The 21,723-nt window shown below is 57.4% G+C and carries 18 protein-coding genes; 12 read left to right on the top strand and 6 right to left on the bottom strand.

Going from position 1 to position 21,723, the window contains the following annotated elements; all coding sequences use genetic code 11:
* Positions 1-15 precede the first annotated feature (15 nt).
* Both BLO50_RS14270 and BLO50_RS14265 read right to left on the bottom strand, forming a co-directional pair.
* A complete protein-coding gene (locus BLO50_RS14270) occupies positions 16-414 on the bottom strand; it encodes a putative zinc-binding protein (protein ID WP_090253934.1) in 399 nt (132 codons plus the stop codon).
* Positions 415-452: 38 nt separating this feature from the next.
* Complete coding sequence (locus tag BLO50_RS14265) at positions 453-1,133, bottom strand: Crp/Fnr family transcriptional regulator (protein WP_090253933.1); 681 nt, start codon at positions 1,131-1,133, stop codon at positions 453-455.
* Positions 1,134-1,301: 168 nt separating this feature from the next.
* Between BLO50_RS14265 and can the strand changes: the two genes are divergently transcribed.
* A complete protein-coding gene (gene can / locus BLO50_RS14260) occupies positions 1,302-1,928 on the top strand; it encodes a carbonate dehydratase (RefSeq protein ID WP_279615024.1) in 627 nt (208 codons plus the stop codon).
* A gap of 21 nt (positions 1,929-1,949) precedes the next feature.
* On the opposite strand, the gene narL is transcribed toward can, so the two are convergent.
* Positions 1,950-2,588, bottom strand: coding sequence for a two-component system response regulator NarL (gene narL / locus BLO50_RS14255; protein WP_090253931.1), 639 nt, complete (start codon positions 2,586-2,588; stop codon positions 1,950-1,952).
* Positions 2,588-4,387, bottom strand: coding sequence for an ATP-binding protein (locus BLO50_RS14250; protein WP_090253929.1), 1,800 nt, complete (start codon positions 4,385-4,387; stop codon positions 2,588-2,590). The genes narL and BLO50_RS14250 overlap by 1 nt, the downstream gene beginning before the upstream one ends.
* 232 nt (positions 4,388-4,619) lie before the next feature.
* On the opposite strand from BLO50_RS14250, the gene BLO50_RS14245 reads away from it, so the two are divergent.
* The 11 genes from BLO50_RS14245 (at position 4,620) to BLO50_RS14195 (ending at position 19,486) form a co-directional block, all read left to right on the top strand.
* Positions 4,620-5,888, top strand: coding sequence for an MFS transporter (locus tag BLO50_RS14245; RefSeq protein ID WP_090253927.1), 1,269 nt, complete (start codon positions 4,620-4,622; stop codon positions 5,886-5,888).
* A gap of 28 nt (positions 5,889-5,916) precedes the next feature.
* Positions 5,917-7,314, top strand: coding sequence for a NarK family nitrate/nitrite MFS transporter (locus BLO50_RS14240; protein WP_090254129.1), 1,398 nt, complete (start codon positions 5,917-5,919; stop codon positions 7,312-7,314).
* A 67-nt stretch (positions 7,315-7,381) separates the two neighbouring features.
* A complete protein-coding gene (locus BLO50_RS14235) occupies positions 7,382-11,152 on the top strand; it encodes a nitrate reductase subunit alpha (RefSeq protein WP_090253925.1) in 3,771 nt (1,256 codons plus the stop codon).
* A gap of 11 nt (positions 11,153-11,163) precedes the next feature.
* Entirely contained in the window at positions 11,164-12,702 is a 1,539-nt protein-coding gene (narH, locus tag BLO50_RS14230) for a nitrate reductase subunit beta (protein WP_090253924.1), read from the top strand.
* A 2-nt stretch (positions 12,703-12,704) separates the two neighbouring features.
* A complete protein-coding gene (narJ, locus tag BLO50_RS14225) occupies positions 12,705-13,460 on the top strand; it encodes a nitrate reductase molybdenum cofactor assembly chaperone (RefSeq protein WP_090253922.1) in 756 nt (251 codons plus the stop codon).
* Complete coding sequence (gene narI / locus BLO50_RS14220; protein WP_090253920.1) at positions 13,453-14,148, top strand: respiratory nitrate reductase subunit gamma; 696 nt, start codon at positions 13,453-13,455, stop codon at positions 14,146-14,148. Before narJ ends, narI begins: the two co-directional genes overlap by 8 nt.
* 79 nt (positions 14,149-14,227) lie before the next feature.
* On the top strand, positions 14,228-15,178 hold the full coding sequence (locus BLO50_RS14215; protein ID WP_090253918.1) for a peptidylprolyl isomerase: 951 nt from the start codon (positions 14,228-14,230) through the stop codon (positions 15,176-15,178).
* Positions 15,179-15,222: 44 nt separating this feature from the next.
* Complete coding sequence (moaA, locus tag BLO50_RS14210) at positions 15,223-16,215, top strand: GTP 3',8-cyclase MoaA (protein WP_090253917.1); 993 nt, start codon at positions 15,223-15,225, stop codon at positions 16,213-16,215.
* A 252-nt stretch (positions 16,216-16,467) separates the two neighbouring features.
* Entirely contained in the window at positions 16,468-18,486 is a 2,019-nt protein-coding gene (locus tag BLO50_RS14205) for a ribonucleoside triphosphate reductase (RefSeq protein WP_186343923.1), read from the top strand.
* A 29-nt stretch (positions 18,487-18,515) separates the two neighbouring features.
* Positions 18,516-18,665, top strand: coding sequence for an anaerobic ribonucleoside-triphosphate reductase (nrdD, locus tag BLO50_RS22165; protein ID WP_090253914.1), 150 nt, complete (start codon positions 18,516-18,518; stop codon positions 18,663-18,665).
* An 83-nt stretch (positions 18,666-18,748) separates the two neighbouring features.
* Positions 18,749-19,486, top strand: a complete 738-nt coding sequence (locus tag BLO50_RS14195; RefSeq protein WP_420875462.1) for an anaerobic ribonucleoside-triphosphate reductase activating protein — start codon at positions 18,749-18,751, stop codon at positions 19,484-19,486.
* Between the two features lie 6 nt (positions 19,487-19,492).
* Here BLO50_RS14195 and BLO50_RS14190 read toward each other — a convergent pair whose 3' ends face one another.
* Positions 19,493-20,860 (bottom strand): 4Fe-4S binding protein, encoded by a 1,368-nt coding sequence (locus BLO50_RS14190; protein ID WP_090253911.1) that lies wholly within the window; start codon positions 20,858-20,860, stop codon positions 19,493-19,495.
* Entirely contained in the window at positions 20,857-21,702 is an 846-nt protein-coding gene (locus BLO50_RS14185; RefSeq protein ID WP_090253908.1) for an FTR1 family iron permease, read from the bottom strand. Before BLO50_RS14185 ends, BLO50_RS14190 begins: the two co-directional genes overlap by 4 nt.
* Between the last annotated feature and the right edge of the window lie 21 nt (positions 21,703-21,723).

The raw sequence follows: 21,723 nt of genomic DNA, 5'->3' as shown, positions 1-21,723 counted from the left end.
GGAGTAGAAATCGCGTCAGGCCTGGGCACTCTGTTGCAGATTGTGCAAACGCCGGTCGCTGGCAATCAACTCGACCATTTCCCCATACACCAGGTCAACGGTTTCACCGCTGAAGTCTTCGCCGTAGCGCTTCTTCAAACCCAGGCTGCTGAGAATGATATGCACGTTGGCCTTGACCCCATGCTGCTCAAGACAGCCACGTACACACTCCAACTTGCAACCATCGAGCGCGAGAATCGGGCGGCCGCTGCTGGCCCGATTGACCAGCGAAGCCACTCGACCGCCGACGCCAGCGATGCAGGACATTTCCGCCAATCCGGCCCGATCGAGGCGCACAGCAAGTGTATTGGCTAGTTGCGCTACATTCGAGCAGCCAGAGCAGGAATAAACTAGGGGCAAGGTAGGGGCGGACATAAGCACTCCTTTGTTGGGCTACCGCATCAAGGCGGTGCTCACTCGTAGTAGTTGGCCAGGCTGGGGCGGTCTAGTACACGGATGTTGCGGCGCTCCATGGCGATCAGCCCAGCATCGATTAAGCGGTGCAGGATGCGAGAGAAGGTTTCCGGTTGGATGCCAAGTTGCGAGGCAATCAGGCGTTTGGGCACGCTGAGATGAATCTGGTCGTTACCGTCATCACCTTGTTCCTGGCAAAGGAAACGCACCACGCGGCGACTGGCGTTGCCGGCGGTGAGGGTGTCGATTTCGTCGAGGCGCTGGTGCAGACGAATACTCAGGTTGGCCAACAGGTCGAGACAGATCTTCGGCTGTTCTTCTAGCAAGCGTCGGTAGTGGGTGCCATCAATACTGATCAGGTTGCTGGTCTTCAGCGCATTGCAGGTTACGGGGTAATGTTTGGCTCCAGTAAACAGTAGGGCCTCAGCAAAACTCTCGCCCGGGTGAATAACCTCCACCAACTTTTCCTGACCTTCGAGCAATACACGGGTGAGTTTTACCTGGCCATTGAGTAACAGGTAGAAGCGATCGGCGATATCACCCTGGTGAAATAACGCTTCGCTGCTGTCCAGTTTGCGGTGAATAGCCAGGCAGCTGACTTCGTTGAACAGCTCCTCGGGCAACCGGTTGAACAAGTGGTGCTGGCGCAAGGCCTTGAGGTTTTCTGAATCGGTCAGCATGGGGGACACCTCCTAAGCTGCCATCTTATGCGCGCTGCTCAACTACGCCCATTCCCCCATGGGGCTACCTCTAAGGAGGCAGTGTGCAATAGCTGAGTATCCAAGATGCTAGGGGCTGGCATGTTCACGCTTGAGTGCCGCTAATCACTGATCAATGAGGACGGCTCCGTGGATGTGAAGCAGCTTTTGAGTAACAACCGAAAGTGGGCCGAATCGATGAGCGCTCGTGATCCGGACTTTTTTCCTCGGTTGGCGCGTCAGCAGAAACCGGAGTTTCTATGGATCGGCTGCTCCGACAGCCGTGTGCCAGCTAACGAAGTGGTCGGGATGATGCCCGGTGAGCTGTTCGTGCATCGCAACGTGGCCAATATGGTGGTTGCCACCGACATGAACTTTCTCTCGGTGTTGCAATTCGCTGTGGATGTATTGCAGGTCAAGCAAGTGATTGTCTGCGGCCACTATGGCTGTGGCGGGGTACGGGCGGCACTGGGGTATGAGACACTGGGGCTGATTGATAACTGGCTGCGAGCCCTCAAGGCGTTACATCATCAGAACTTGCCACGCTTTGCCGGGCTGAGTGCCGAGCAACAGGTCAATTTATTGTGCGAGCTGAATGTGCAGCGCCAGGTGCGCAACGTCTGCCACACCACTATTGTGCAGAGTGCTTGGCGGCGAGGACAGAGTCTGGCAGTGCATGGTTGGATATATGGCCTGACTGACGGCTTGGTCAAAGACCTGATGGTGACTGTCGACAGTGCTGCGCAATTGGATGAGACCTTTCTCTACGACCAATAGCTGGTACGCACAGCGGCTGGCTCAGTGCAGGTGTTCCATCGACCATACAGCGGCTTCGACGCGTGAACGCAAGCCGAGTTTGTGCAGCAGGTTCTTCACGTGCACCTTCACCGTGCCTTCGGTGATGCCCAACTTGTTGCCGATCATTTTGTTGCTCAGGCCGCCGGCGATCATCTTCAGTACCTGCCGCTCGCGGTCAGTCAGATCCAGTGAGCTTGCGCTCTGCGGGGCGCGCAATGCCTGAGCAAGTACTGTAGTCAACGCCGGGCTGACCACCAGCGCGCCCTGCAGAGCCTCACGTAAACGCATGATCAGCAGCTCCGGCTCCATGTCCTTGAGTAGGTAACCGTCGGCTCCAAAGCGCATTGCATCGCGAACATCATGTTCAGCATCGGAAACGGTAAACAGCAGCACCTTGCCGTCGTAGTGTTGCTCGCGCAGGCGTTTGAGAGTTTCTACCCCGTTGAGTTGCGGCATGTTGTTGTCCAGCAGCACCAACTCCGGGTTCAACTGCGCCACCAGGACGATGGCCTCTTCGCCGTTATTGGCTTCCCCGACGACGCACAGGTCGCTCTCCAGTTCTATTAGCTGGCGAATGCCGCGACGCATCATGGGGTGGTCGTCTACCAGTAACAACGTGTGAGGGGCGGAAGACTTCATTACGGATTGTCTCTGTTGGGTTGGCGAAGGAACTCGGGGCAGAACAGTACATGGACCCGAGTCCCACTGGGCGTGCGTGAGGTAATGTTGAGGTCGCCGCTCAGGCTGCGGGCGCGCTCCTGCATTATGGTTAAACCATGGTGCTGGCGTGTATCGAATCCTTCGGCAATGCCGCAGCCGTCATCCTCGATCAATAGCTCGACTTTTTCGCCGAGCTGACGCAGATGCACCCAGGCCTGCTTGGCCTGAGCATGACGGGTACAGTTGGATAATGCCTCGCGCACGATCTGTAAAAGGTGTATCTGCTCGGTGGCGGTGAGGCCAAAGGCCAGGGGCTCGCAATGCAGCAATATTCGGATATTGCCGCGTTCGGCGAACTCGCGGGCGGTGTCGTTGAACGCCTGGTCGATGCCACCTTCTTGGATTTGCAAGCGGAAAGTAGTTAGTAGCTCGCGCAGTTGGCGGTAGGCATTATTCAGTCCGTCACGCAGCTCATCACTGACCTGGATCAGTTGCTCACCTGATTCGCCGCGGCGAATCAGGGTCTGTAGGCGACTGACTTGTAGCTTCATGTAGGACAAGGCCTGGGCCAGTGAGTCATGCAACTCACGGGCGATAATGGTGCGCTCATCCAGCAGGAGTAAACGGTTATCCTGTTCGCGTTGATGTTCGAGCAGTAGAGAGGTGCCGATCAGGTTGGCCAGCGCTTGAATTAGCTCTTGCTCCCAGATGCGTGGAGAGTGGTTGTCTAGGTAATGCGCGCGCAATTCGCCCAGGCTTTCGCCCAGGGCGCTGACCGGAAAGATTAACCGACTCGGTCCTTGGTGGCGTTCACAGCTGGCGCAGTCGTTGCGTGCGCAGATTTCTCTCGATTCGTTGCCGTGCAGTGCAATCAAATGTTCAACTGGCTCATTGGCATCGCCTCGCAGGCAGAGGGTCAGGCGCAGGCCCGGCAGGCGCTGCTGAAAGTGATCGATCAACTCGTCCAGTTGCTCTGCGTTGGCCGGGTTACTGGCCATGCTGCGGCTGCTCAAGTAAAGCAACGCCAGCGCCGCATTAGATTGTTCGAGGTCCTGGGTTTTTTCTGCAATCCTCGACTCGAGAGTACGGTGCGACTCCTCGATGGCGTCAGCCATGCTGTTGAAGCTCAGGGCCATCTGCCCCAGTTCGTCCGCGGAACGGTATTCGACACGCGCGTTCAGATCACCTGCACGAAAGCGCTCCGTGGTGCCCACTATCTCCTGTAGTGGGTTGATCACACTGCTTTGTAGCTCGTACATGCCGATCAACAGGATTACCACCGATAACAGCAGTGCTGCACCCTGAATGTTCTGCTGCCAGCTTTGACGCTTTTCACTGAGCTTCTGCAACAAAAGCACAAACTGTTCGAGCTGGTCGACAAACCCTGCCGATGCTTGCTGGAACGCAACTTTGTCGCCCCGTTGAAGCGCCGGCCTCAGCTGTGTATCCCAGGTTTTGAAAATGCTCCCGAAAGCTAGTTGCTGAGGGGTTTCGGTCTGCTCGTTGAGTAAGTGCTGCAGGGGGCTGCTGTCGAGGCGCCGCTGCATGTCATTGCTTAGTTGAGCAATTTGCTCGGGCGAGGCGTTGGCCTCCAGCTGCCAGTTCAGTCGGTAAGTGGCCATACGCAGCGAACCTGCAGTATTGATGGCCGCAGCGTCGTCCTCGCTGACCCAGGCAATCAACACTGCACTGAAGGCGCTGGAGAATGCCAGTGCGGCAATCAGTATGACTGCGAGCCCGGCTCGAGCCGGTAGTGAGCTTTTCAGCCAGTCAAGCATGACGGCTACCTCTAAAGAGATTTTGGCCAAGGTTCAGAAATTTTTGAATACTGCACTTGTTATTCAAGCTATTGATTCTAATGGATTTATTGGTTGATTTTGGCGCTACCACTTTAGTGGTAGATGCGGCGATGGTAGGCCTTGGAAGCGATGGGCTCCCTTGATCTAGGTCAATTATCTCCGGAGATACGAGATTAGCCTGCCCCCATGAACAGACATGCGGGGAGCGGTCATGGTAAGCCAGAAAGTACAGCAAGGTTTGGTGCTGGGCATGAGTACCACCGCATTCACCATCTGCTTCATGGTGTGGATGATGTTTGCTGTACTGGGGATACCCGTCAAAGAGCTATTACAGCTCAACGAAACTCAGTTCGGTTTGCTGGTCTCAACGCCGGTACTCACCGGGTCGCTGGTACGCCTACCGTTGGGCATGCTCACCGACCGCTTTGGTGGGCGCATTGTGTTCCTACTGCTGATGCTGGCATGCGTGCTGCCGATTTACTTGATCAGTGCTGCCACCCAGTACTGGCAGTTCCTAGTGCTGGGTCTGTTTGTCGGTCTGGCCGGTGGATCTTTCTCGGTGGGCATCGCATATGTCGCTAAGTGGTTCAGCAAGCAAACTCAAGGTACGGCTATGGGGGTGTTTGGTGCCGGTAATGCGGGTGCTGCGCTGACCAAATTTGTCGCACCAGCGATTATCGCTGCCAGCAGTTGGCAGATGGTTCCCAAAGTCTACTCGGCCATCATGTTTATCACGGCCGTGCTGTTCTGGTTCTTCACCTACGAGAACAAGAAGCACCGCATGCCCAGTTCGGTGTCGTTCGCCGAGCAGCTGAAAACCCTTAAAGATCCTCGGGTATGGCGCTACTGCCAGTACTACTCGATCGTGTTTGGCGGCTATGTCGCATTGGCCCTGTGGATGACCAAGTACTACGTCCAAGAGTACGAGTTCTCCCTGCAGAGCGCTGCGTTACTGGCCGCCTGTTTCTCCTTACCAGGTGGCCTGCTTCGCGCCATCGGTGGCTGGATGTCTGATAAGTGGAGCGCCCATAGCGTGACGTGGTGGGTGATGTGGGTGAGCTGGATCTGCCTGTTCATCCTTTCCTATCCACAAACCAGCCTGATCGTACAAACCGTCGATGGTCCGCAAAGCTTTCATCTAGGCCTAAACGCAACCGTGTTTACCGTGCTGCTATTCGTCATGGGTATCGCGTTCGCGTTCGGTAAGGCCTCAGTTTTCAAATACATCTCCGATGAGTTCCCTGATCGTATGGGTGCAGTGTCCGGCATCGTCGGTCTGGCCGGCGGCCTGGGTGGCTTTGTGCTGCCGATCATGTTTGGCGCGCTGGTAGATCTGACGGGCGTGCGTAGTTCCTGCTTCATGCTCATGTACGGCGTGGTCTGGGTTTCCCTGATCTGGATGTACTTCAGCGAAGTTCGCAGTACCCCGGTTATGGGCCATGGCTCTTCGAGCCCGATGGCTTCTGCTTCTGACGCTTAAGGAGACAGTTATGTCTGCAACCAAAAACATGACCAGCAATCTCCCTCCCCCCAAGGGGCCGGTGATTGAGGACTGGCAACCAGAAGACCCTCATTTTTGGGGCACGGTCGGTAAGTCTATTGCTAACCGCAATTTATGGATCTCGATCCCCGCGCTGTTGCTGGCGTTTGCCGTATGGATGGTCTGGAGCACGGTGATCGTGCGCCTTAACGCCATTGGTTTCGGCTTCAGCACGGATGAGCTGTTCTGGTTGGCGGCTCTGCCTGGGTTGTCCGGCGCAACGTTGCGGATTTTCTACTCGTTTATGGTGCCGATCTTCGGCGGGCGCCGCTGGACGGCGTTGAGCACTGCTTCACTGTTGGTCCCGGCCATCTGGATGGGTTTTGCCGTGCAGAACCCGGCGACGCCTTACAGCGTGTTCGTGATCATTGCCTTGCTCTGCGGATTTGGCGGCGGAAACTTTGCTTCGTCGATGTCCAACATCAGCTTCTTCTACCCTAAATCGCAGCAAGGTACCGCGCTGGGCTTGAATGCCGGCCTGGGTAATCTGGGCGTATCGGTGATGCAGTTTCTGGTGCCCCTGGTGATTGGTTTCAGCCTGTTTGGCGCTGCGGGAGGAGAGGCCCAAGAGTTAGCTGAAGGCGGCCAGTTGTGGCTGCAGAATGCAGGCTTCGTCTGGGTACCGCTGATTATCGCGGTGACAGTGGCTGCCTGGTTTGGCATGAACGATCTGAGCAGCGCTAACGCGTCCTTCTCTGAACAGGCGGTGATCTTCAAACGCAAGCACAACTGGTTGATGTGCTGGTTATACCTGGCCACCTTTGGTTCGTTCATCGGCTTTGCGGCCGCGTTTCCGCTGCTGATCAAACACTCATTCCCGGACGTTAATGCTCTGAAGTTTGCTTTCCTTGGGCCGTTTGTCGGTGCGCTTATGCGCCCGCTGGGCGGCTGGGTAGCGGACAAACTGGGCGGTGCACGGGTGACCTTGTGGAACTTCGTTCTGATGATTGCCGCTGTGTTCGGCGTTATTCACTTCTTGCCCCAGGACGGTGGCGCCGGGAGCTTCTACGGTTTCCTGGCCATGTTCATGTTGCTGTTCGTCACCACCGGTATTGGTAACGGTTCGACCTTTCGCATGATTCCGGTGATTTTCCGCACCCTGCATGAAGGTTGGAGCGCAGGTAAAGGCGCCGCTGCTAAAGGGCTGGCCAGCAAGGCTGCCGGCAAAGAGTCTGCTGCGGTGCTGGGGTTCACCTCGGCGATTGGCGCCTTTGGTGCGTTCTTTATTCCTAAATCATTCGGTTCTTCCATCGCCCTGACCGGTGGTCCCGAAGTCGCTCTATATGTGTTCGTTGGCTACTACGTGAGTTGCATTCTGGTGACCTGGTGGTGGTACGCACGCAAGGGTGCCAAGACACCCTGCTGAGTCATTAACCGAATCTAAGAAATGACGAATGCAGGGTCGCCTGCATTCAGCCTGAGAGGAAGAAAAAATGAGCCACCTACTCGACCAGCTGCGCTTCTTTAATCGTAAGCAGGGTGAGTTCGCCGATGGTCACGGTGAGACCCGCAAGGAATCCCGTGATTGGGAGAACGTATACCGCTCACGCTGGCAGTACGACAAGATCGTGCGTTCCACCCATGGGGTGAACTGCACCGGTTCCTGCTCGTGGAAGATTTACGTGAAGAACGGCCTGATTACCTGGGAAACCCAGCAGACCGACTACCCGCGTACCCGTAACGACCTGCCCAACCACGAACCACGTGGCTGTCCACGAGGTGCCAGCTATAGCTGGTATATCTACAGCGCCAACCGTCTCAAGTACCCGAAAATCCGCAAGCCGTTGCTCAAATTGTGGCGTGAAGCGCGGCAGACCATGGCGCCGGTAGACGCCTGGGCCAGCATTGTTTCTGACCCGGTCAAGGCAGACTCATACAAGAGTAAGCGAGGCATGGGTGGCTTTATTCGTTCCAGCTGGGATGAAGTGAATGAAATTATCGCCGCCGCCAACGTTTACACCGTCAAAGAGTTCGGTCCAGACCGGGTGATTGGCTTCTCGCCGATCCCGGCGATGTCAATGGTCAGCTACGCTGCTGGCGCCCGTTACCTATCGTTGATAGGCGGTGCTTGCCTTAGTTTCTATGACTGGTATTGCGACCTGCCGCCGTCCTCGCCACAGGTGTGGGGCGAGCAGACCGACGTGCCGGAATCGGCCGACTGGTACAACTCCAACTACATCATCGCTTGGGGTTCTAACGTTCCGCAGACTCGTACCCCGGATGCGCACTTCTTTACTGAAGTTCGCTACAAGGGCACCAAAACTGTTTCGATCACCCCGGATTACTCCGAGGTGGCAAAACTCACCGACCTCTGGCTGAACCCCAAACAGGGCACCGATGCTGCCTTGGCGCAGGCGTTCAACCACGTGATCTTCAAAGAGTTCCACCTCGACAAGCCGAGTGCTTATTTCAAGGATTACGCCAAACGCTACACCGACTTACCGGTTTTGGTGTTGCTCAAGGATCATGCTGACGGCAGTTATCAGCCGGATCGCTTCCTGCGCGCGTCCGACCTGGCTGACAATCTCGGCCAAGAGAACAACCCTGAGTGGAAAACCATCGCCCTGGATACCAACAGTAATGAGTTGGTGTCGCCGCTGGGTTCGATCGGTTATCGCTGGGGCGAGAAGGGCAAGTGGAACATCCAGGCCCTGGAAGGAGGTACAGGCCGTGAGATTGATCTTCAGCTGAGCCTGATCGGCGAGGACGTGGCCGAAGTGGCTTTCCCGTATTTCGGCGGCCAAACTCACGAACATTTCCAGCACGTCGCGGGTGAGACAGTGCAACTGCGTCGCGTACCTGTGCGCAGCATCACCCTCGCTGACGGCAGCACCGCCAAAGTCGCTACCGTGTTCGACCTGTCTGCCGCCAACCTGGCAATTGATCGTGGTCTTGGCGGTGCTAACGTAGCCAAAGACTACGACGATGCTGATGTCCCAGGCACGCCGGCCTGGCAAGAGCAGATCACTGGCGTTAGTCGCGAAAAAGCCATCCAGATCGCCCGTGAATTCGCCGATAACGCCGACAAGACCAAAGGTCGCAGCATGATCATCGTCGGTGCGGCGATGAATCACTGGTACCACATGGACATGAACTACCGTGGCCTGATCAACATGCTTATGTTGTGTGGTTGCGTAGGGCAAACCGGTGGCGGCTGGGCGCATTATGTTGGTCAGGAAAAGCTACGTCCGCAGTGCGGTTGGTTGCCACTGGCCTTCGGCCTGGACTGGAGTCCGGCACCTCGGCAGATGAATGGTACCAGCTTCTTCTACAACCACAGTTCGCAGTGGCGGCACGAGAAGATGAGCATGCACGAGATTCTCTCGCCGCTGGCCGACAAGTCACAGTTCCCCGAACACGCACTGGACTACAACATCCGCGCCGAACGTGGCGGTTGGTTGCCGAGTGCTCCGCAGCTTAACCGCAACCCGCTGCAGATCACCCGTGACGCAGCTGCCGCCGGTATGTCGCCGGTAGATTACGTGACCAAGTCGCTGCAAGACGGCAGCCTGCGCTTCTCCTGTGAGCAGCCGGATAGCCCGGCCAACTTCCCTCGTAATATGTTCATCTGGCGTTCCAACCTGCTGGGCAGCTCGGGTAAGGGCCACGAGTACATGCTCAAGTACCTTCTGGGCACCAAGAACGGCGTGATGAACGAAGACCTTGGTAAGCGTGGCGGGGTCAAACCGACTGACGTTGAGTGGGTAGACGAGGGGGCAATCGGTAAGCTCGATCTGGTCACCACCTTGGACTTCCGCATGTCTTCCACCTGCGTGTACTCGGACATCGTCTTGCCGACGGCGACCTGGTACGAGAAGGACGACATGAACACCTCAGACATGCACCCGTTCATTCACCCACTGTCGGCGGCGATTGATCCTGCCTGGGAATCGCGTTCCGACTGGGAAATCTATAAGGGTATCGCCAAGCACTTCTCGAAAATGGCGGAAGGTCATCTGGGCGTCGAGCAGGACTTCGTCACCACGCCGTTGCTGCACGATACCCCAGGTGAACTGGCGCAGCCGTTTGGCGGCATGGACTGGAAAACCAAAGGAGTGGCCCCGATTCCGGGCCAGAACTGCCCGAACATGCGCGTTGTCGAACGCGACTACCCGAACGTGTACAAGAAATTCACGTCCCTCGGCCCGTTGCTGGATAAGAACGGCAACGGCGGTAAGGGCATCAACTGGAACACTCAGCATGAGGTCGATTTCCTTGGCGAGCTCAACTATAAGGTGCGCGAAGCGGGCGTGAGCCTAGGTCGGCCGAAGATCGATAGCGCCATCGATGCCTGCGAGGTAATTCTGTCCCTGGCCCCAGAAACCAACGGTCATGTGGCGGTTAAAGCGTGGGCGGCATTGTCTGAATTTACCGGTCTGGATCACAGCCACCTGGCAGTGCCTAAAGAGCACGAAGCGATTCGTTTCCGCGACATTCAGGCCCAGCCGCGCAAGATCATCTCCAGCCCGACCTGGTCTGGTCTGGAAGATGAACATGTTAGCTACAACGCCGGCTACACCAACGTTCATGAGTACATCCCGTGGCGCACTATCACCGGGCGTCAGCAGTTCTTCCAGGATCACCCGTGGATGCAGGCCTTCGGTGAGGAGATGATGAGCTACCGGCCACCGATCAACACCCGCACTATCGATTATGTGAAGGACAAACGCTCGAACGGTAATACAGAAATCGTCCTCAACTGGATTACTCCGCACCAGAAATGGGGTATCCACAGCACCTACACCGACAACTTGCTCATGCTCACCCTGAGCCGCGGTGGGCCGATTGTTTGGCTCTCGGAAACCGACGCGAAACGCGCCGGCATCGTGGACAACGACTGGGTCGAATGCTTCAACGCCAACGGTGCGCTAACTGCCCGTGCAGTGGTCAGCCAACGGGTTAAAGACGGCATGGTGATGATGTATCACGCTCAAGAGCGGATCGTGAACGTGCCTGGCTCGGAAACCACAAAGACCCGTGGTGGCCACCACAACTCGGTGACCCGCGTGGTACTCAAGCCGACCCACATGATTGGTGGCTACGCCCAGCAGTCTTACGGCTTTAACTATTACGGCACTGTTGGCTGCAACCGTGATGAGTTCGTTGTGGTGCGCAAGATGAGCAAGGTGGACTGGCTCGACGGCACCGATGTCGGCGGTCTGGGTGGCGACGCCCTGCCACAACCCCTGCCAAAAGACCTCTGAGGAGAGCTGAGATGAAAATTCGTTCACAGGTCGGCATGGTTCTAAACCTCGACAAATGCATCGGCTGCCACACATGCTCGATCACCTGTAAAAACGTCTGGACCAGCCGCGAAGGCATGGAATACGCCTGGTTTAACAACGTTGAAACCAAGCCTGGTATCGGCTACCCGAAAGAGTGGGAAAACCAGGACAAATGGAAAGGCGGCTGGGTGCGCAACAAGGATGGCTCGATCAACCCACGCATCGGCGGTAAGTTCCGCGTATTGGCGAACATCTTCGCCAACCCGGATCTACCGAGCATTGATGACTACTACGAACCATTTGATTTCGATTACCAGCACCTACACACCGCACCGCTAGGCCAGCATCAACCGGTCGCACGGCCGCGTTCGGTGCTGACAGGCAAGCGTATGGAGAAGATCGAGTGGGGCCCGAACTGGGAAGAGATCCTCGGCACCGAGTTCGCCAAACGTCGTAAGGACAAAAACTTCGACAAGATCCAGGCCGACATTTATGGCGAGTATGAAAATACTTTCATGATGTACCTGCCGCGTCTGTGCGAGCACTGCCTGAATCCGACCTGCGCGGCTGCGTGCCCGAGCGGGGCGATCTACAAGCGTGAAGAAGATGGCATCGTGCTGATCGACCAGGAGAAGTGCCGCGGCTGGCGCATGTGTATCAGCGGCTGCCCGTACAAGAAGATTTACTACAACTGGAAGAGTGGCAAATCCGAGAAGTGCATCTTCTGCTACCCGCGCATCGAAGCCGGTATGCCGACTGTCTGTTCAGAAACCTGCGTTGGGCGTATCCGCTACCTCGGCGTATTGCTGTATGACGCAGACCGGATCGCCGAAGTGGCCAGTACGCCGAACGAGCAGGACCTGTACCAGAAGCAGTTGGATATCTTCCTCGACCCTAGTGACCCGGCCGTAATCAAGCAGGCACTTGCCGATGGCGTGCCGATGTCGGTGATCGAGTCGGCGCAGAAATCGCCGGTGTACAAACTGGCCGTGGACTGGAAGCTGGCCCTACCGCTGCACCCGGAATACCGCACGCTGCCGATGGTCTGGTACGTACCACCACTGTCGCCAATCCAAAATGCCGCCACTGCAGGCACCGTGGGCATGAACGGGGTGATCCCTGATGTCGACAGCCTGCGTATTCCGCTGCGTTATTTGGCCAATCTGCTTACCGCCGGTGACGAGCGTCCGGTCAAACTGGCGCTCAAGCGTTTGCTGGCGATGCGCGCCTACAAGCGTGCCGAACAGGTGGAGGGCGTGCAGGACCTGCAAGTACTCAAAGACGTGGGGCTGTCCGTGGCCCAGGTCGAAGATATGTACCGCTACCTGGCCATCGCCAACTACGAAGATCGCTTCGTGATTCCGTCCGCGCACCGCGAAGAGGCCATGAGCGATGCCTTCGCAGAGCGCTCCGGTTGTGGTTTCAGCTTCGGCAGCGGTTGCAGCGGCAGCTCTGACACCAACATGTTCGGGGCGAAAAAGGCCAACCAGCGCGACATCCTGAAAACCGTACAGTTGTGGGAGGACTGAGCATGCAAATTCTCAAAGTAATCTCGTTGTTGCTGGATTATCCGACCGAGCTGTTGCTCGACGGCCGTGATGAACTGGTGGCGGCAATTTCCGCCAGCCGTGAAACCAGCCCGCAGCAACGCGCATCGCTGCATGAGTTACTGGCGCTGCTCTGCGACAACGACCTGATGGACGCCCAAGAGCACTACGGGGCTTTGTTTGGTCGCGGTCGTTCGTTGTCCCTGCTGATGTTTGAGCATGTGCATGGTGAGTCGCGTGATCGTGGCCAGGCCATGGTCGACCTTATGGCGCAGTACGAAGAGGCCGGTTTTGCCATCGGCGTCAAAGAGCTGCCGGATTACATCCCTCTCTATCTGGAGTACCTCTCCACCCGTGAAGACCTGGAGGCCCGAGAGGGCCTGGCTGATGTCGCACATTTGCTGGCGCTATTGGCAACCCGCCTGGAGGAGCGCGAAAGCGCTTACGCCGGCTGCTTCCGCGCGCTGCTGCAAATTGCCGGCGTGGAACCGCAGTCGGCTATGGCCGAGGTGCGCGAGCAGGTCGCCGCCGAAGTACGCGACGACTCGTTGGAAGCCTTGGACAAGATCTGGGAAGAGGAGGCCGTCGACTTTATGCAGGCTGAGCAGCAGGACCGCTGCCCCAGTCAGACCACGCTGCCCGGCAAAGCCCGGGAGGAGTCCGCAGTACCGCTGCACTGGGTTGATTTCCAACAGGACGGGTTAGCCAGCGAGCTGCCCCAGGAGGCGCGTCATGTCTAAGGTTGATCTGCTTTTGTTCGGGGTCTATCCCTACATTGCTCTGGCCATCTGTCTGCTTGGCAGCTGGGCGCGTTTCGATTTGTCGCAATACAGTTGGCGGGCCGGTTCCAGTCAGCTGATGAACCGCAATCCGGCTGAGCAGCGCTACATGCGCATTGCCAGCAACCTGTTCCACGTCGGAGTGTTGTTCGTGCTGGCCGGGCACTTTGTCGGCCTGCTTACTCCCGCCTCGGTCTATCACTATGCGATCAGCACCGAGAACAAGCAGCTTTTGGCGATGGTTTCTGGTGGCTTCTTCGGTGTGCTGTGCCTGATTGGTCTGCTGATGCTGCTCAAGCGTCGTCTTACCGACCCACGGGTACGCGCCAGTTCCAGCACCTCGGATATCCTCATCCTGGTGGTGCTGCTGGTGCAGCTGCTGCTTGGCCTGGCCACTATCTTCGCCTCGGCCGAACACATGGACGGCTCGGTGATGGTGATGCTCGGTAACTGGGCACAAAGCGTGGTTCTGCTGCAACCGATACAGGCTGCTACAGCTATTGCTCCGGTGGGCCTGGTGTACAAGCTGCATGTTTTCCTCGGCCTGACTCTATTTGTGCTGTTTCCCTTCACCCGTCTAGTACACATCGTCAGCGCGCCGGTGTGGTACCTGGGTCGACGCTATCAAATAGTGCGGCAAAAAGGCTGAGTCTGCGGTTTCGGCCGGTTATCTAAATCATCTGTTGTGCGGGGCACGCTGTGCCCTGTTCTAAGCGAGGAGTACCGTCATGGCGTGTGGATGCGGTGGTGGAAATGGGGGCGGGGGGTGCGCTGGTGGGCAAGAGCCTGTTCTGGCGCCAGTTGAATTGCCTACTGTGCAGGAGTTTATTCCTCCGGTGCGCGAGGCCGACAATCAAGCGGCCAGCGAGGCACCGGAGCTGATCGCCTCAAGTGAGCAAGAGTGGCCTCGAATCAAAGTCAATGGTATCGGTCTGGCGGTTGAGAATATTGCTCAAGAGCTTCAGTACCATCCGGCTGATACTCGCCAAGAAGCGGTATTTCTGGCTAGCCAGGCGTTGGTAATTCGTGAGCTGTTGACCCAGCGTATAAACGCCCTAGGCCTCAAGGTACAGCCTATTGATGGCGAAAGCCGCGAAGAAGCGGCTATTAGCGAACTAATTAAGCGAGAAGTGGTGCTGCCCAGCGCAGATCCTAAAGCGTGCCGGCAGTATTACGAAAATAACCGGGAACGCTTTGCCAGCGCGCCGTTGTTGGCAGCGCGGCATATCCTGCTGGCCTGCGCTGCAGATGATGTAGAAGGGCGCTCGCTGGCCAATGAGCAGGCGCATACTTTACTCGCGCAATTGCAGGCTGATGCCAGCCTTTTTGGCGAGTTAGTGCAAGCTCATTCAGCATGTCCTTCCAAGGCTCAAGGTGGCGCGCTTGGACAGATCAGCCAGGGGCAAACGGTCCCCGAGTTTGAGCGACAGCTGTTTCGCCTACCGGAAGGCTTGGCCGGTCGGCCACTAGAAAGCCGCTACGGTTTTCATCTGGTATGGGTGGACCAGCGTATCGAGGGCAAGCAGTTGCCTTTCGAAGTGGTAGAGGGCTCCATCCGCGCTGAGCTGGATCAACGCGTCTGGCAGGTAGCTGTGGTTCAGTACATCAAAGGCCTGATCGGTGCCGCAGACATCCAGGGCATCGTGTTGGAAGGCGCGGATTCGCCTCTGTTGCAGTAATCAGCGGCCAGGTCGCTAAGGCCAGGCGCATTGAGGAGCGTGAGATGGAAAGCAGTCTGCAGGATGGTTTTGGCCGTCACATCGATTACCTTCGCATGTCGGTGACCGATCGCTGTGATTTTCGCTGTGTCTATTGCATGGCTGAAGACATGACCTTTCTGCCGCGCCAACAAGTGCTGGGCCTGGAAGAGTTGTATCGCCTGGCGGCGTTGTTCGTACGCAACGGGGTGAAGAAAATTCGCCTCACCGGCGGCGAGCCGCTGGTGCGCAAGGGCATCATTGGTCTGTGCGAGCAGATTGCCGTGTTGCCGGGTTTGCGCGAACTGGTGATGACCACCAACGGCTCGCAACTGAGCAAGATGGCACAACCGCTGGCTAATGCGGGGGTCAAGCGGCTGAATATTAGTCTCGATAGCCTACGCGTCGAGCGCTTTCGCGCCATCACTCGCACAGGCGAATTGACGCAGGTGTTGTCTGGCATCAACGCCGCCAGTACGGCAGGTTTCGAGCGGATCAAGCTCAATACCGTGGTGATGCAGGGCCGGAACGCCGATGAGGTAGTTGAACTGGTGGATTACGCCGTCAACCGCGGGTTGGACATCAGTTTTATTGAAGAAATGCCGCTGGGTGAAGTGGGGCGCTCCCGTGGCGAGAGTTTCTGTTCCAGTGACTGGGTGCGCGAGCAAATTGCCGAGCGCTACAGCTTGGTCGATAGCGCCGAGCAAAGCGGTGGGCCGGCACGCTATGTGCGGCTAAAAGATTTTCCCGATAGTCGGATTGGCTTTATCTCGCCGCACAGCCACAACTTCTGCAGCACCTGCAACCGCGTGCGGCTCACAGTTGAAGGGCGTCTCTTGCTGTGCCTGGGCCACGAAAACTCGATCGATCTGCGCGCGCTGCTGCGCCGTTATCCGGAAACCGACACCCCATTGCTGAACGCCATCAATGCCGGTCTGGCGAGCAAACCGCTACGCCATGAGTTCAGCGTGGGTGGTGAGGTGCAGGTGCTGCGCTTTATGAACGCCAGCGGCGGATAACCCGATTTTACCCTCCTCGACCTGCTTTGCAGGTCGCTTGCCACGTGCGTATCTAACGGTCGGCCGTGGCTTTTTTGTTTAATTTCCCCTGTGGCTTTTCACACGCACTTTGCAGCCGTGACTCTCATCACAGAGGCTTTTCTGTGGTTCTTGACCGTGGTCAAGTTATAACCCGGCTTCGCGAGTAGATTACACATCATGTTGTGTTTATTTCTGGTGAAATAACTAGATGATGTGTTTTTGGAGGTAGTGATGCAGCTCGATAAATTAACCTTTATGCCGCAGGTATTACTCAAGCGCGATGGCAGCGAAGTCCCCTTCGACCTTCGCAAGATCGAGCGTGCCATTGACGCTGCTGGCCAGGCCAGCGGTGAGTTCACTCGTGAGGAGGTGCGTGCCCTAAGTGATGCTGTGCATGCACGCTTGATTCCGCCACATCCGCTTGATGTGGAGCGGGTGCAGGACACTGTGGAGCGAGTGCTAATGGAGGCGGGCTACTACGCGACCGCCCGCGCTTATATCGTTTACCGCGAGCGTCATGGCCGCCTGCGCCGCGACCGCCACAGCTTGATCGACGTAGCTGCATCGATGAATGAATACCTGTCACGCGAAGACTGGCGCGTGCAGGCCAACGCCAACCAGGGTTATTCACTCGGAGGCTTGATCCTCAATGTATCGGGCAAGGTCACCGCCAATTACTGGTTGGAAGAGGTGTACAGTCCGGCCATCGGCTTGGCCCATCGCGAGGCCGATCTGCATATCCACGACCTCGACATGCTCGCTGGTTACTGCGCAGGCTGGTCACTGCGTACTTTGCTTAACGAAGGCCTCAACGGAATTCCCGGGCGGGTTGAAGCAGGACCGCCGCAGCACCTGTCCAGCGCTCTGGGGCAGATGGTTAACTTCCTCGGCACCTTGCAAAACGAGTGGGCCGGTGCCCAGGCTTTCAGTTCCTTCGACACCTATCTGGCACCCTATGTGCGCAAGGACAGCCTCAGCTACGCCCAGGTACGTCAGTCGGTGCAAGAGTTCATCTATAACCTCAACGTGCCTTCACGCTGGGGTACACAAACCCCATTTACCAACCTGACCTTCGACTGGGTTTGCCCGGAGGATCTGCGTGAGCAGGTGCCCCTGATTGGCGGAGTGGAAATGCCGTTTTGTTACGGCGAACTGCAAGCCGAAATGGAGCTGATCAACCGTGCCTACATCGAAGTGATGATGGCCGGCGATGCCAAGGGCAGGGTATTCACCTTCCCGATCCCGACGTACAACATCACCCACGATTTCCCCTGGGACAGTGACAACGCAACGCGCCTGTTCGACATGACGGCGCGCTATGGCTTGCCGTATTTCCAGAACTTCCTCAACTCTGATATGCAGCCCAATCAGGTGCGCTCGATGTGCTGCCGCTTACAACTGGATGTGCGCGAGTTGCTCAAGCGCGGAGGTGGGCTGTTTGGTTCTGCTGAACAAACCGGTTCGCTGGGCGTGGTGACGATCAACTGCGCGCGTTTGGGTTATAGCTTCCGGCAGAACTGGGAGGGTTTGCTGCAGCGTTTAGACGAGCTGTTGCAGCTGGCTTATGAAAGCCTGGAGGTCAAGCGCAAGGTCATTCAACACCACATGGATAACGGCCTGTACCCGTATACCAAACGTTACTTGGGCACCTTGCGCAATCACTTCTCCACCATCGGGGTGAACGGCCTGCACGAGATGCTTCGCAACTACAGCGATGATGAGCAGGGCCTGCACACTGAAGCCGGTCGCGAGCTTTGTCTGCGTTTGCTCGACCATGTACGGGCACGCTTGGTCGAGTTTCAGGAGCACAGCGGGCACTTGTATAACCTCGAAGCTACACCGGCCGAGGGCACCACCTACCGCTTTGCTAAGGAAGACCAGAAACGCTTCTTCGATATTCTCCAGGCGGGCAGCGCCGAGGCGCCGTATTACACCAACTCCTCGCAGTTGCCGGTGGGGTTTACCAGCGATCCCTTCGAAGCGCTTGAACTGCAGGATGCTCTGCAGTGCAAATACACCGGCGGCACGGTGCTGCACCTCTACATGGCCGAGCGAATTTCGTCCGCCGAGGCCTGCAAAAAATTAGTACGCACAGCCCTGGGCCGCTATCGCCTTCCGTACTTGACGGTGACTCCTACATTCTCGATCTGCCCGGTGCACGGTTACCTGGCCGGCGAACATGAGTTCTGCCCGAAGTGCGATGAAGCTTTGCTGAACAAAAAGTCCTGCTGCGGTGCCTGCGGCGGCTAACTATTTCCCCCACAACAAGGAGTATCACCATGAGCACTGCCCAGCAATTACCAGAAGCCCAACGCCAGCGCTGTGAAGTCTGGACCCGCGTGATGGGTTATCACCGTCCGGTGACAGCCTTCAACCTCGGCAAGCAGTCGGAGCACCGTGAGCGTCGGCATTTTGTCGAGTCCAAATAAGTCTAAGTAACCTGCCGCCGCCCGTTCAGCGCATTTCTCATGCGCGTGAGCGGGCGGCGTTTTGCGTCCAGCAAGGAGGTTGTATGAGTAGCCCCTGTCAACAGTCTGGCTCACCTGATGCACTGGAAACGCCAATCCGAATCGGCGGCCTGCTGCCCATGACGACCCTCGATTACCCCGGTCATCTGGCCTGTGTGTTGTTTTGTCAGGGCTGTGCCTGGCGCTGCAGCTATTGTCATAACCCGGAACTGATCCGCGCACGCGTACCCACCGATATTAGTTGGCAACAGGTGCTGAGCTTTCTACGTAAACGCCGTGGTTTGCTCGAGGCTGTGGTGTTCAGTGGCGGTGAGGCGACCCTGCAAAAATCCCTACCGGACGCCATGCGAAAGGTGCGTGAGTTGGGCTTCAAGGTGGGCCTGCACAGCGCGGGAATCAAGCCGGGGGCTTTTCGCAGAATATTGCCGCTATGTGACTGGGTGGGGTTTGACGTCAAGGCGCTGGAGGACGATGTGGCGCTGATCACTGGAGTGGCGGGCAGTGGCCAGGCTAACTGGAACAGTCTGGACATACTTCTGGAAAGTGGTGTTGCCTATGAATGCCGTACCACTGTGCACTGGCAGCTGTTTGACTGTCAGCGCCTGCAGCGACTGGCCGAGCGCTTGGCCGGGCAGGGGGTGACGCACTTTGTGGTGCAGTTGGCCCGTGGGCAGAGCATGCTCGACCCCACTTTGGGCACCAGTATTACGCCTGCTGAAGCGGCGCAATTGTGGCCTTATTTACAGCAACTTTTCTCCTGCTTCGAGCTGCGTGAGGCGTGATGTGGATTACCAACCCCAGAATTGCAAGCGCCAGGCGTAACCTATCAACAGGTTGGCCAGCAGTAACGTTGCCAGTAATGGCAATCGTTGCTGAGCCGCTAGCGGGCGGCAAACCTGCCAACCCAACCATAGGCTCCAACAAATGGCCGCTAGCAATAAGCTGGCTCGGGCCGGTTGGATCCAGAGCAGCTGCAGTCCCTCGTAACGCAATAACTTAACTGAAGTGGCGGATAACCCTAGAAAAAGCCCGGCAGCGCCTAGTGGCAGCAAACAGAGACTCAGTTGTCGAGTAAATGAGTGCGACTGACCCGCGAGGCGTGTGGAAAAGTGCAAAAGAACATGCAGAGCGCCTCCAAGCAGTAGGCTACTAGCTGCTAGGTAGAGCACGATGCACAGACCGTCGAGCCATGTGAATGTATCGTTCTGGTTGGGGTAGTTAGTTAGAAGCCACCAAGGGGCATCAGCTTCCAACAGCCAGAAGATTTTCTGCTGTACCAGCCACTCAGCCATCGTTTGTTTAAGGCTTACAAACCAGGGGCTAACCGTCCACTGGAATGCGCCAATCGCAAGCCCGATGACTCCATATAACAGCAGGCACACCTCCCACGGGCGGCTGTCGCTGGCCCCATACTTAACGATTTCCTCATTACTGGATCGAGCAATCAGTTGCACCGCATCACGCTGCCCGCTGCAGCGGCCACAGGCGTGGCAGTCCGAAGCACCGCGCATGCGGCGGATGTCCAGCAGCGGCGCGCAATTGGGTGGTGGTAAATGTGGACCAGCATTGGCACGCCAGCGTTGCTCATCGACCTGGAAATGTACCGGCGCGAGTTTGGCTAGTAGGGCGAACACCCCACTTACCGGGCACAAATAGCGGCACCACACGCGCTTGCCACGGCCATATAAATAACCCACCAGCATTGCGGCGATGGTTGAACCACCGAGAATCAGCAGGGCGGCCTGGGCGTAGTCGTACACGCTGATCAACTGGCCATACAGCGTGGTGAGTAAGAAGCCGAACGTTGGCCAGCCGCCCCAACGCATCCAGCGTGGTACGCCCCAGCCTCGACCCCGTTGGCTGGCCCATTCGCTCAGCGAGCCTTCTGGGCATAAGACGCCGCACCATAGCCGGCCGAACAGCACTATCGACACCAGTACGAATGGCCACCACAATCCCCAGAAAACGAACTGGGCAAACAGCGTCAGATTATCTAACAGACGGGCATCGCCGGCGGGCATCGGCAAAAGGGCAGGCACCATCACCAGTCCCGCGTAGAACAGCACCACCAACCATTGCAGCCTGCGGATCAGCGCGCCGTTACGACGCATGGCATTCCCTAGGCTGCTGAGACGGCGGTTGACGGCGTTTTTCATGCGACTTTGCCCATCAAGGCTCTGCGCGGCGGTCGCAACAGGCTCCAGGCGAGCAGCCAGTAATAACCCAGTCCAACCACATGCAAAGCCGAAGGTCTGGCTCGGTAGCCACTGAGGTTGGACACCAGGGCGCCTATTTTACTGCCGTCGTCCAGTAGCGCCGAGGTGTCCCACATGGGGTTGCTCAGCACGGAGTAGATCATCTCCGGTAAGTCCATGGCCATCCACTGGCTACTGGCGCGATCGAGCGTGCTCATCAGCAGTGCACTGCCGAGTAGCAGTAGCAGTACTTCGCTGACCAGAAAAAACTGACGCCAGGCAATAAAGCGGCTGCCAGCTTGCAGTAAGCCAAAGCACAGCAGTCCGAGCAGCAGGCCCAGCCCAGCGCCCAGCGCCAGACTAGTGGAGTTGACAGAGGTGCTGACGCCGTAAAGGAAAATGACGGTCTCGCTGCCTTCGCGCGCCACCGCCAATGCTGCCAGCAGAGTTAGGCTGTTCAAGCGGCCCTTCTGCAGAGCCCTGTCGGCTTGATGCTCCAGTTGCTGACGCAGTTGTCCACTGTTGCGGGCCATCCAGTGCACCATCTGCAGGATCAGCCCGCAGGCGAGCAGGCTCAGCGCTGCTTGGAACCATTCCCCGCCTGGGCCACTCATCCAGTTTCCGGCCGCGGCCATCAGCGTTGCCAGCAGGCCGGCCAGTAGCAGGCCAAAACCGACGCCTGCCCACAGGTGTATCAGGGCTTGCTGCTTACCGGGTTGGCGGCGCAGCCAGGCATACAGAATGCCAATTACCAGAAGGGCCTCGACGCTTTCGCGCCAGACGATCAGCAGGGCTTGCTCCATTACGGATACCTCGAAGTGTAA

Origin of the sequence: Pseudomonas peli (assembly GCF_900099645.1) — a bacterium.
GTDB classification, from domain to species: Bacteria; Pseudomonadota; Gammaproteobacteria; order Pseudomonadales; family Pseudomonadaceae; genus Aquipseudomonas; species Aquipseudomonas peli.
This window is presented reverse-complemented; position numbering and strand designations above follow the sequence as displayed.

Excerpts from the sequence above, each read along its gene's own strand:
- BLO50_RS14270 (WP_090253934.1), bottom strand. The coding sequence starts at position 414 with ATGTCCGCCCCTACCTTGCCCCTAGTTTATTCCTGCTCTGGCTGCTCG.
- BLO50_RS14250 (WP_090253929.1), bottom strand. The coding sequence starts at position 4,387 with ATGCTTGACTGGCTGAAAAGCTCACTACCGGCTCGAGCCGGGCTCGCA.
- narH (WP_090253924.1), top strand. The coding sequence starts at position 11,164 with ATGAAAATTCGTTCACAGGTCGGCATGGTTCTAAACCTCGACAAATGC.
- nrdD (WP_090253914.1), top strand. The coding sequence starts at position 18,516 with ATGAGCACTGCCCAGCAATTACCAGAAGCCCAACGCCAGCGCTGTGAA.
- BLO50_RS14185 (WP_090253908.1), bottom strand. The coding sequence starts at position 21,702 with ATGGAGCAAGCCCTGCTGATCGTCTGGCGCGAAAGCGTCGAGGCCCTT.
- BLO50_RS14215 (WP_090253918.1), top strand. The coding sequence starts at position 14,228 with ATGGCGTGTGGATGCGGTGGTGGAAATGGGGGCGGGGGGTGCGCTGGT.
- BLO50_RS14235 (WP_090253925.1), top strand. The coding sequence starts at position 7,382 with ATGAGCCACCTACTCGACCAGCTGCGCTTCTTTAATCGTAAGCAGGGT.
- narJ (WP_090253922.1), top strand. The coding sequence starts at position 12,705 with ATGCAAATTCTCAAAGTAATCTCGTTGTTGCTGGATTATCCGACCGAG.
- BLO50_RS14240 (WP_090254129.1), top strand. The coding sequence starts at position 5,917 with ATGACCAGCAATCTCCCTCCCCCCAAGGGGCCGGTGATTGAGGACTGG.
- BLO50_RS14245 (WP_090253927.1), top strand. The coding sequence starts at position 4,620 with ATGGTAAGCCAGAAAGTACAGCAAGGTTTGGTGCTGGGCATGAGTACC.
- narI (WP_090253920.1), top strand. The coding sequence starts at position 13,453 with ATGTCTAAGGTTGATCTGCTTTTGTTCGGGGTCTATCCCTACATTGCT.
- narL (WP_090253931.1), bottom strand. The coding sequence starts at position 2,588 with ATGAAGTCTTCCGCCCCTCACACGTTGTTACTGGTAGACGACCACCCC.
- BLO50_RS14265 (WP_090253933.1), bottom strand. The coding sequence starts at position 1,133 with ATGCTGACCGATTCAGAAAACCTCAAGGCCTTGCGCCAGCACCACTTG.
- BLO50_RS14205 (WP_186343923.1), top strand. The coding sequence starts at position 16,468 with ATGCAGCTCGATAAATTAACCTTTATGCCGCAGGTATTACTCAAGCGC.
- BLO50_RS14195 (WP_420875462.1), top strand. The coding sequence starts at position 18,749 with ATGAGTAGCCCCTGTCAACAGTCTGGCTCACCTGATGCACTGGAAACG.
- moaA (WP_090253917.1), top strand. The coding sequence starts at position 15,223 with ATGGAAAGCAGTCTGCAGGATGGTTTTGGCCGTCACATCGATTACCTT.
- BLO50_RS14190 (WP_090253911.1), bottom strand. The coding sequence starts at position 20,860 with ATGAAAAACGCCGTCAACCGCCGTCTCAGCAGCCTAGGGAATGCCATG.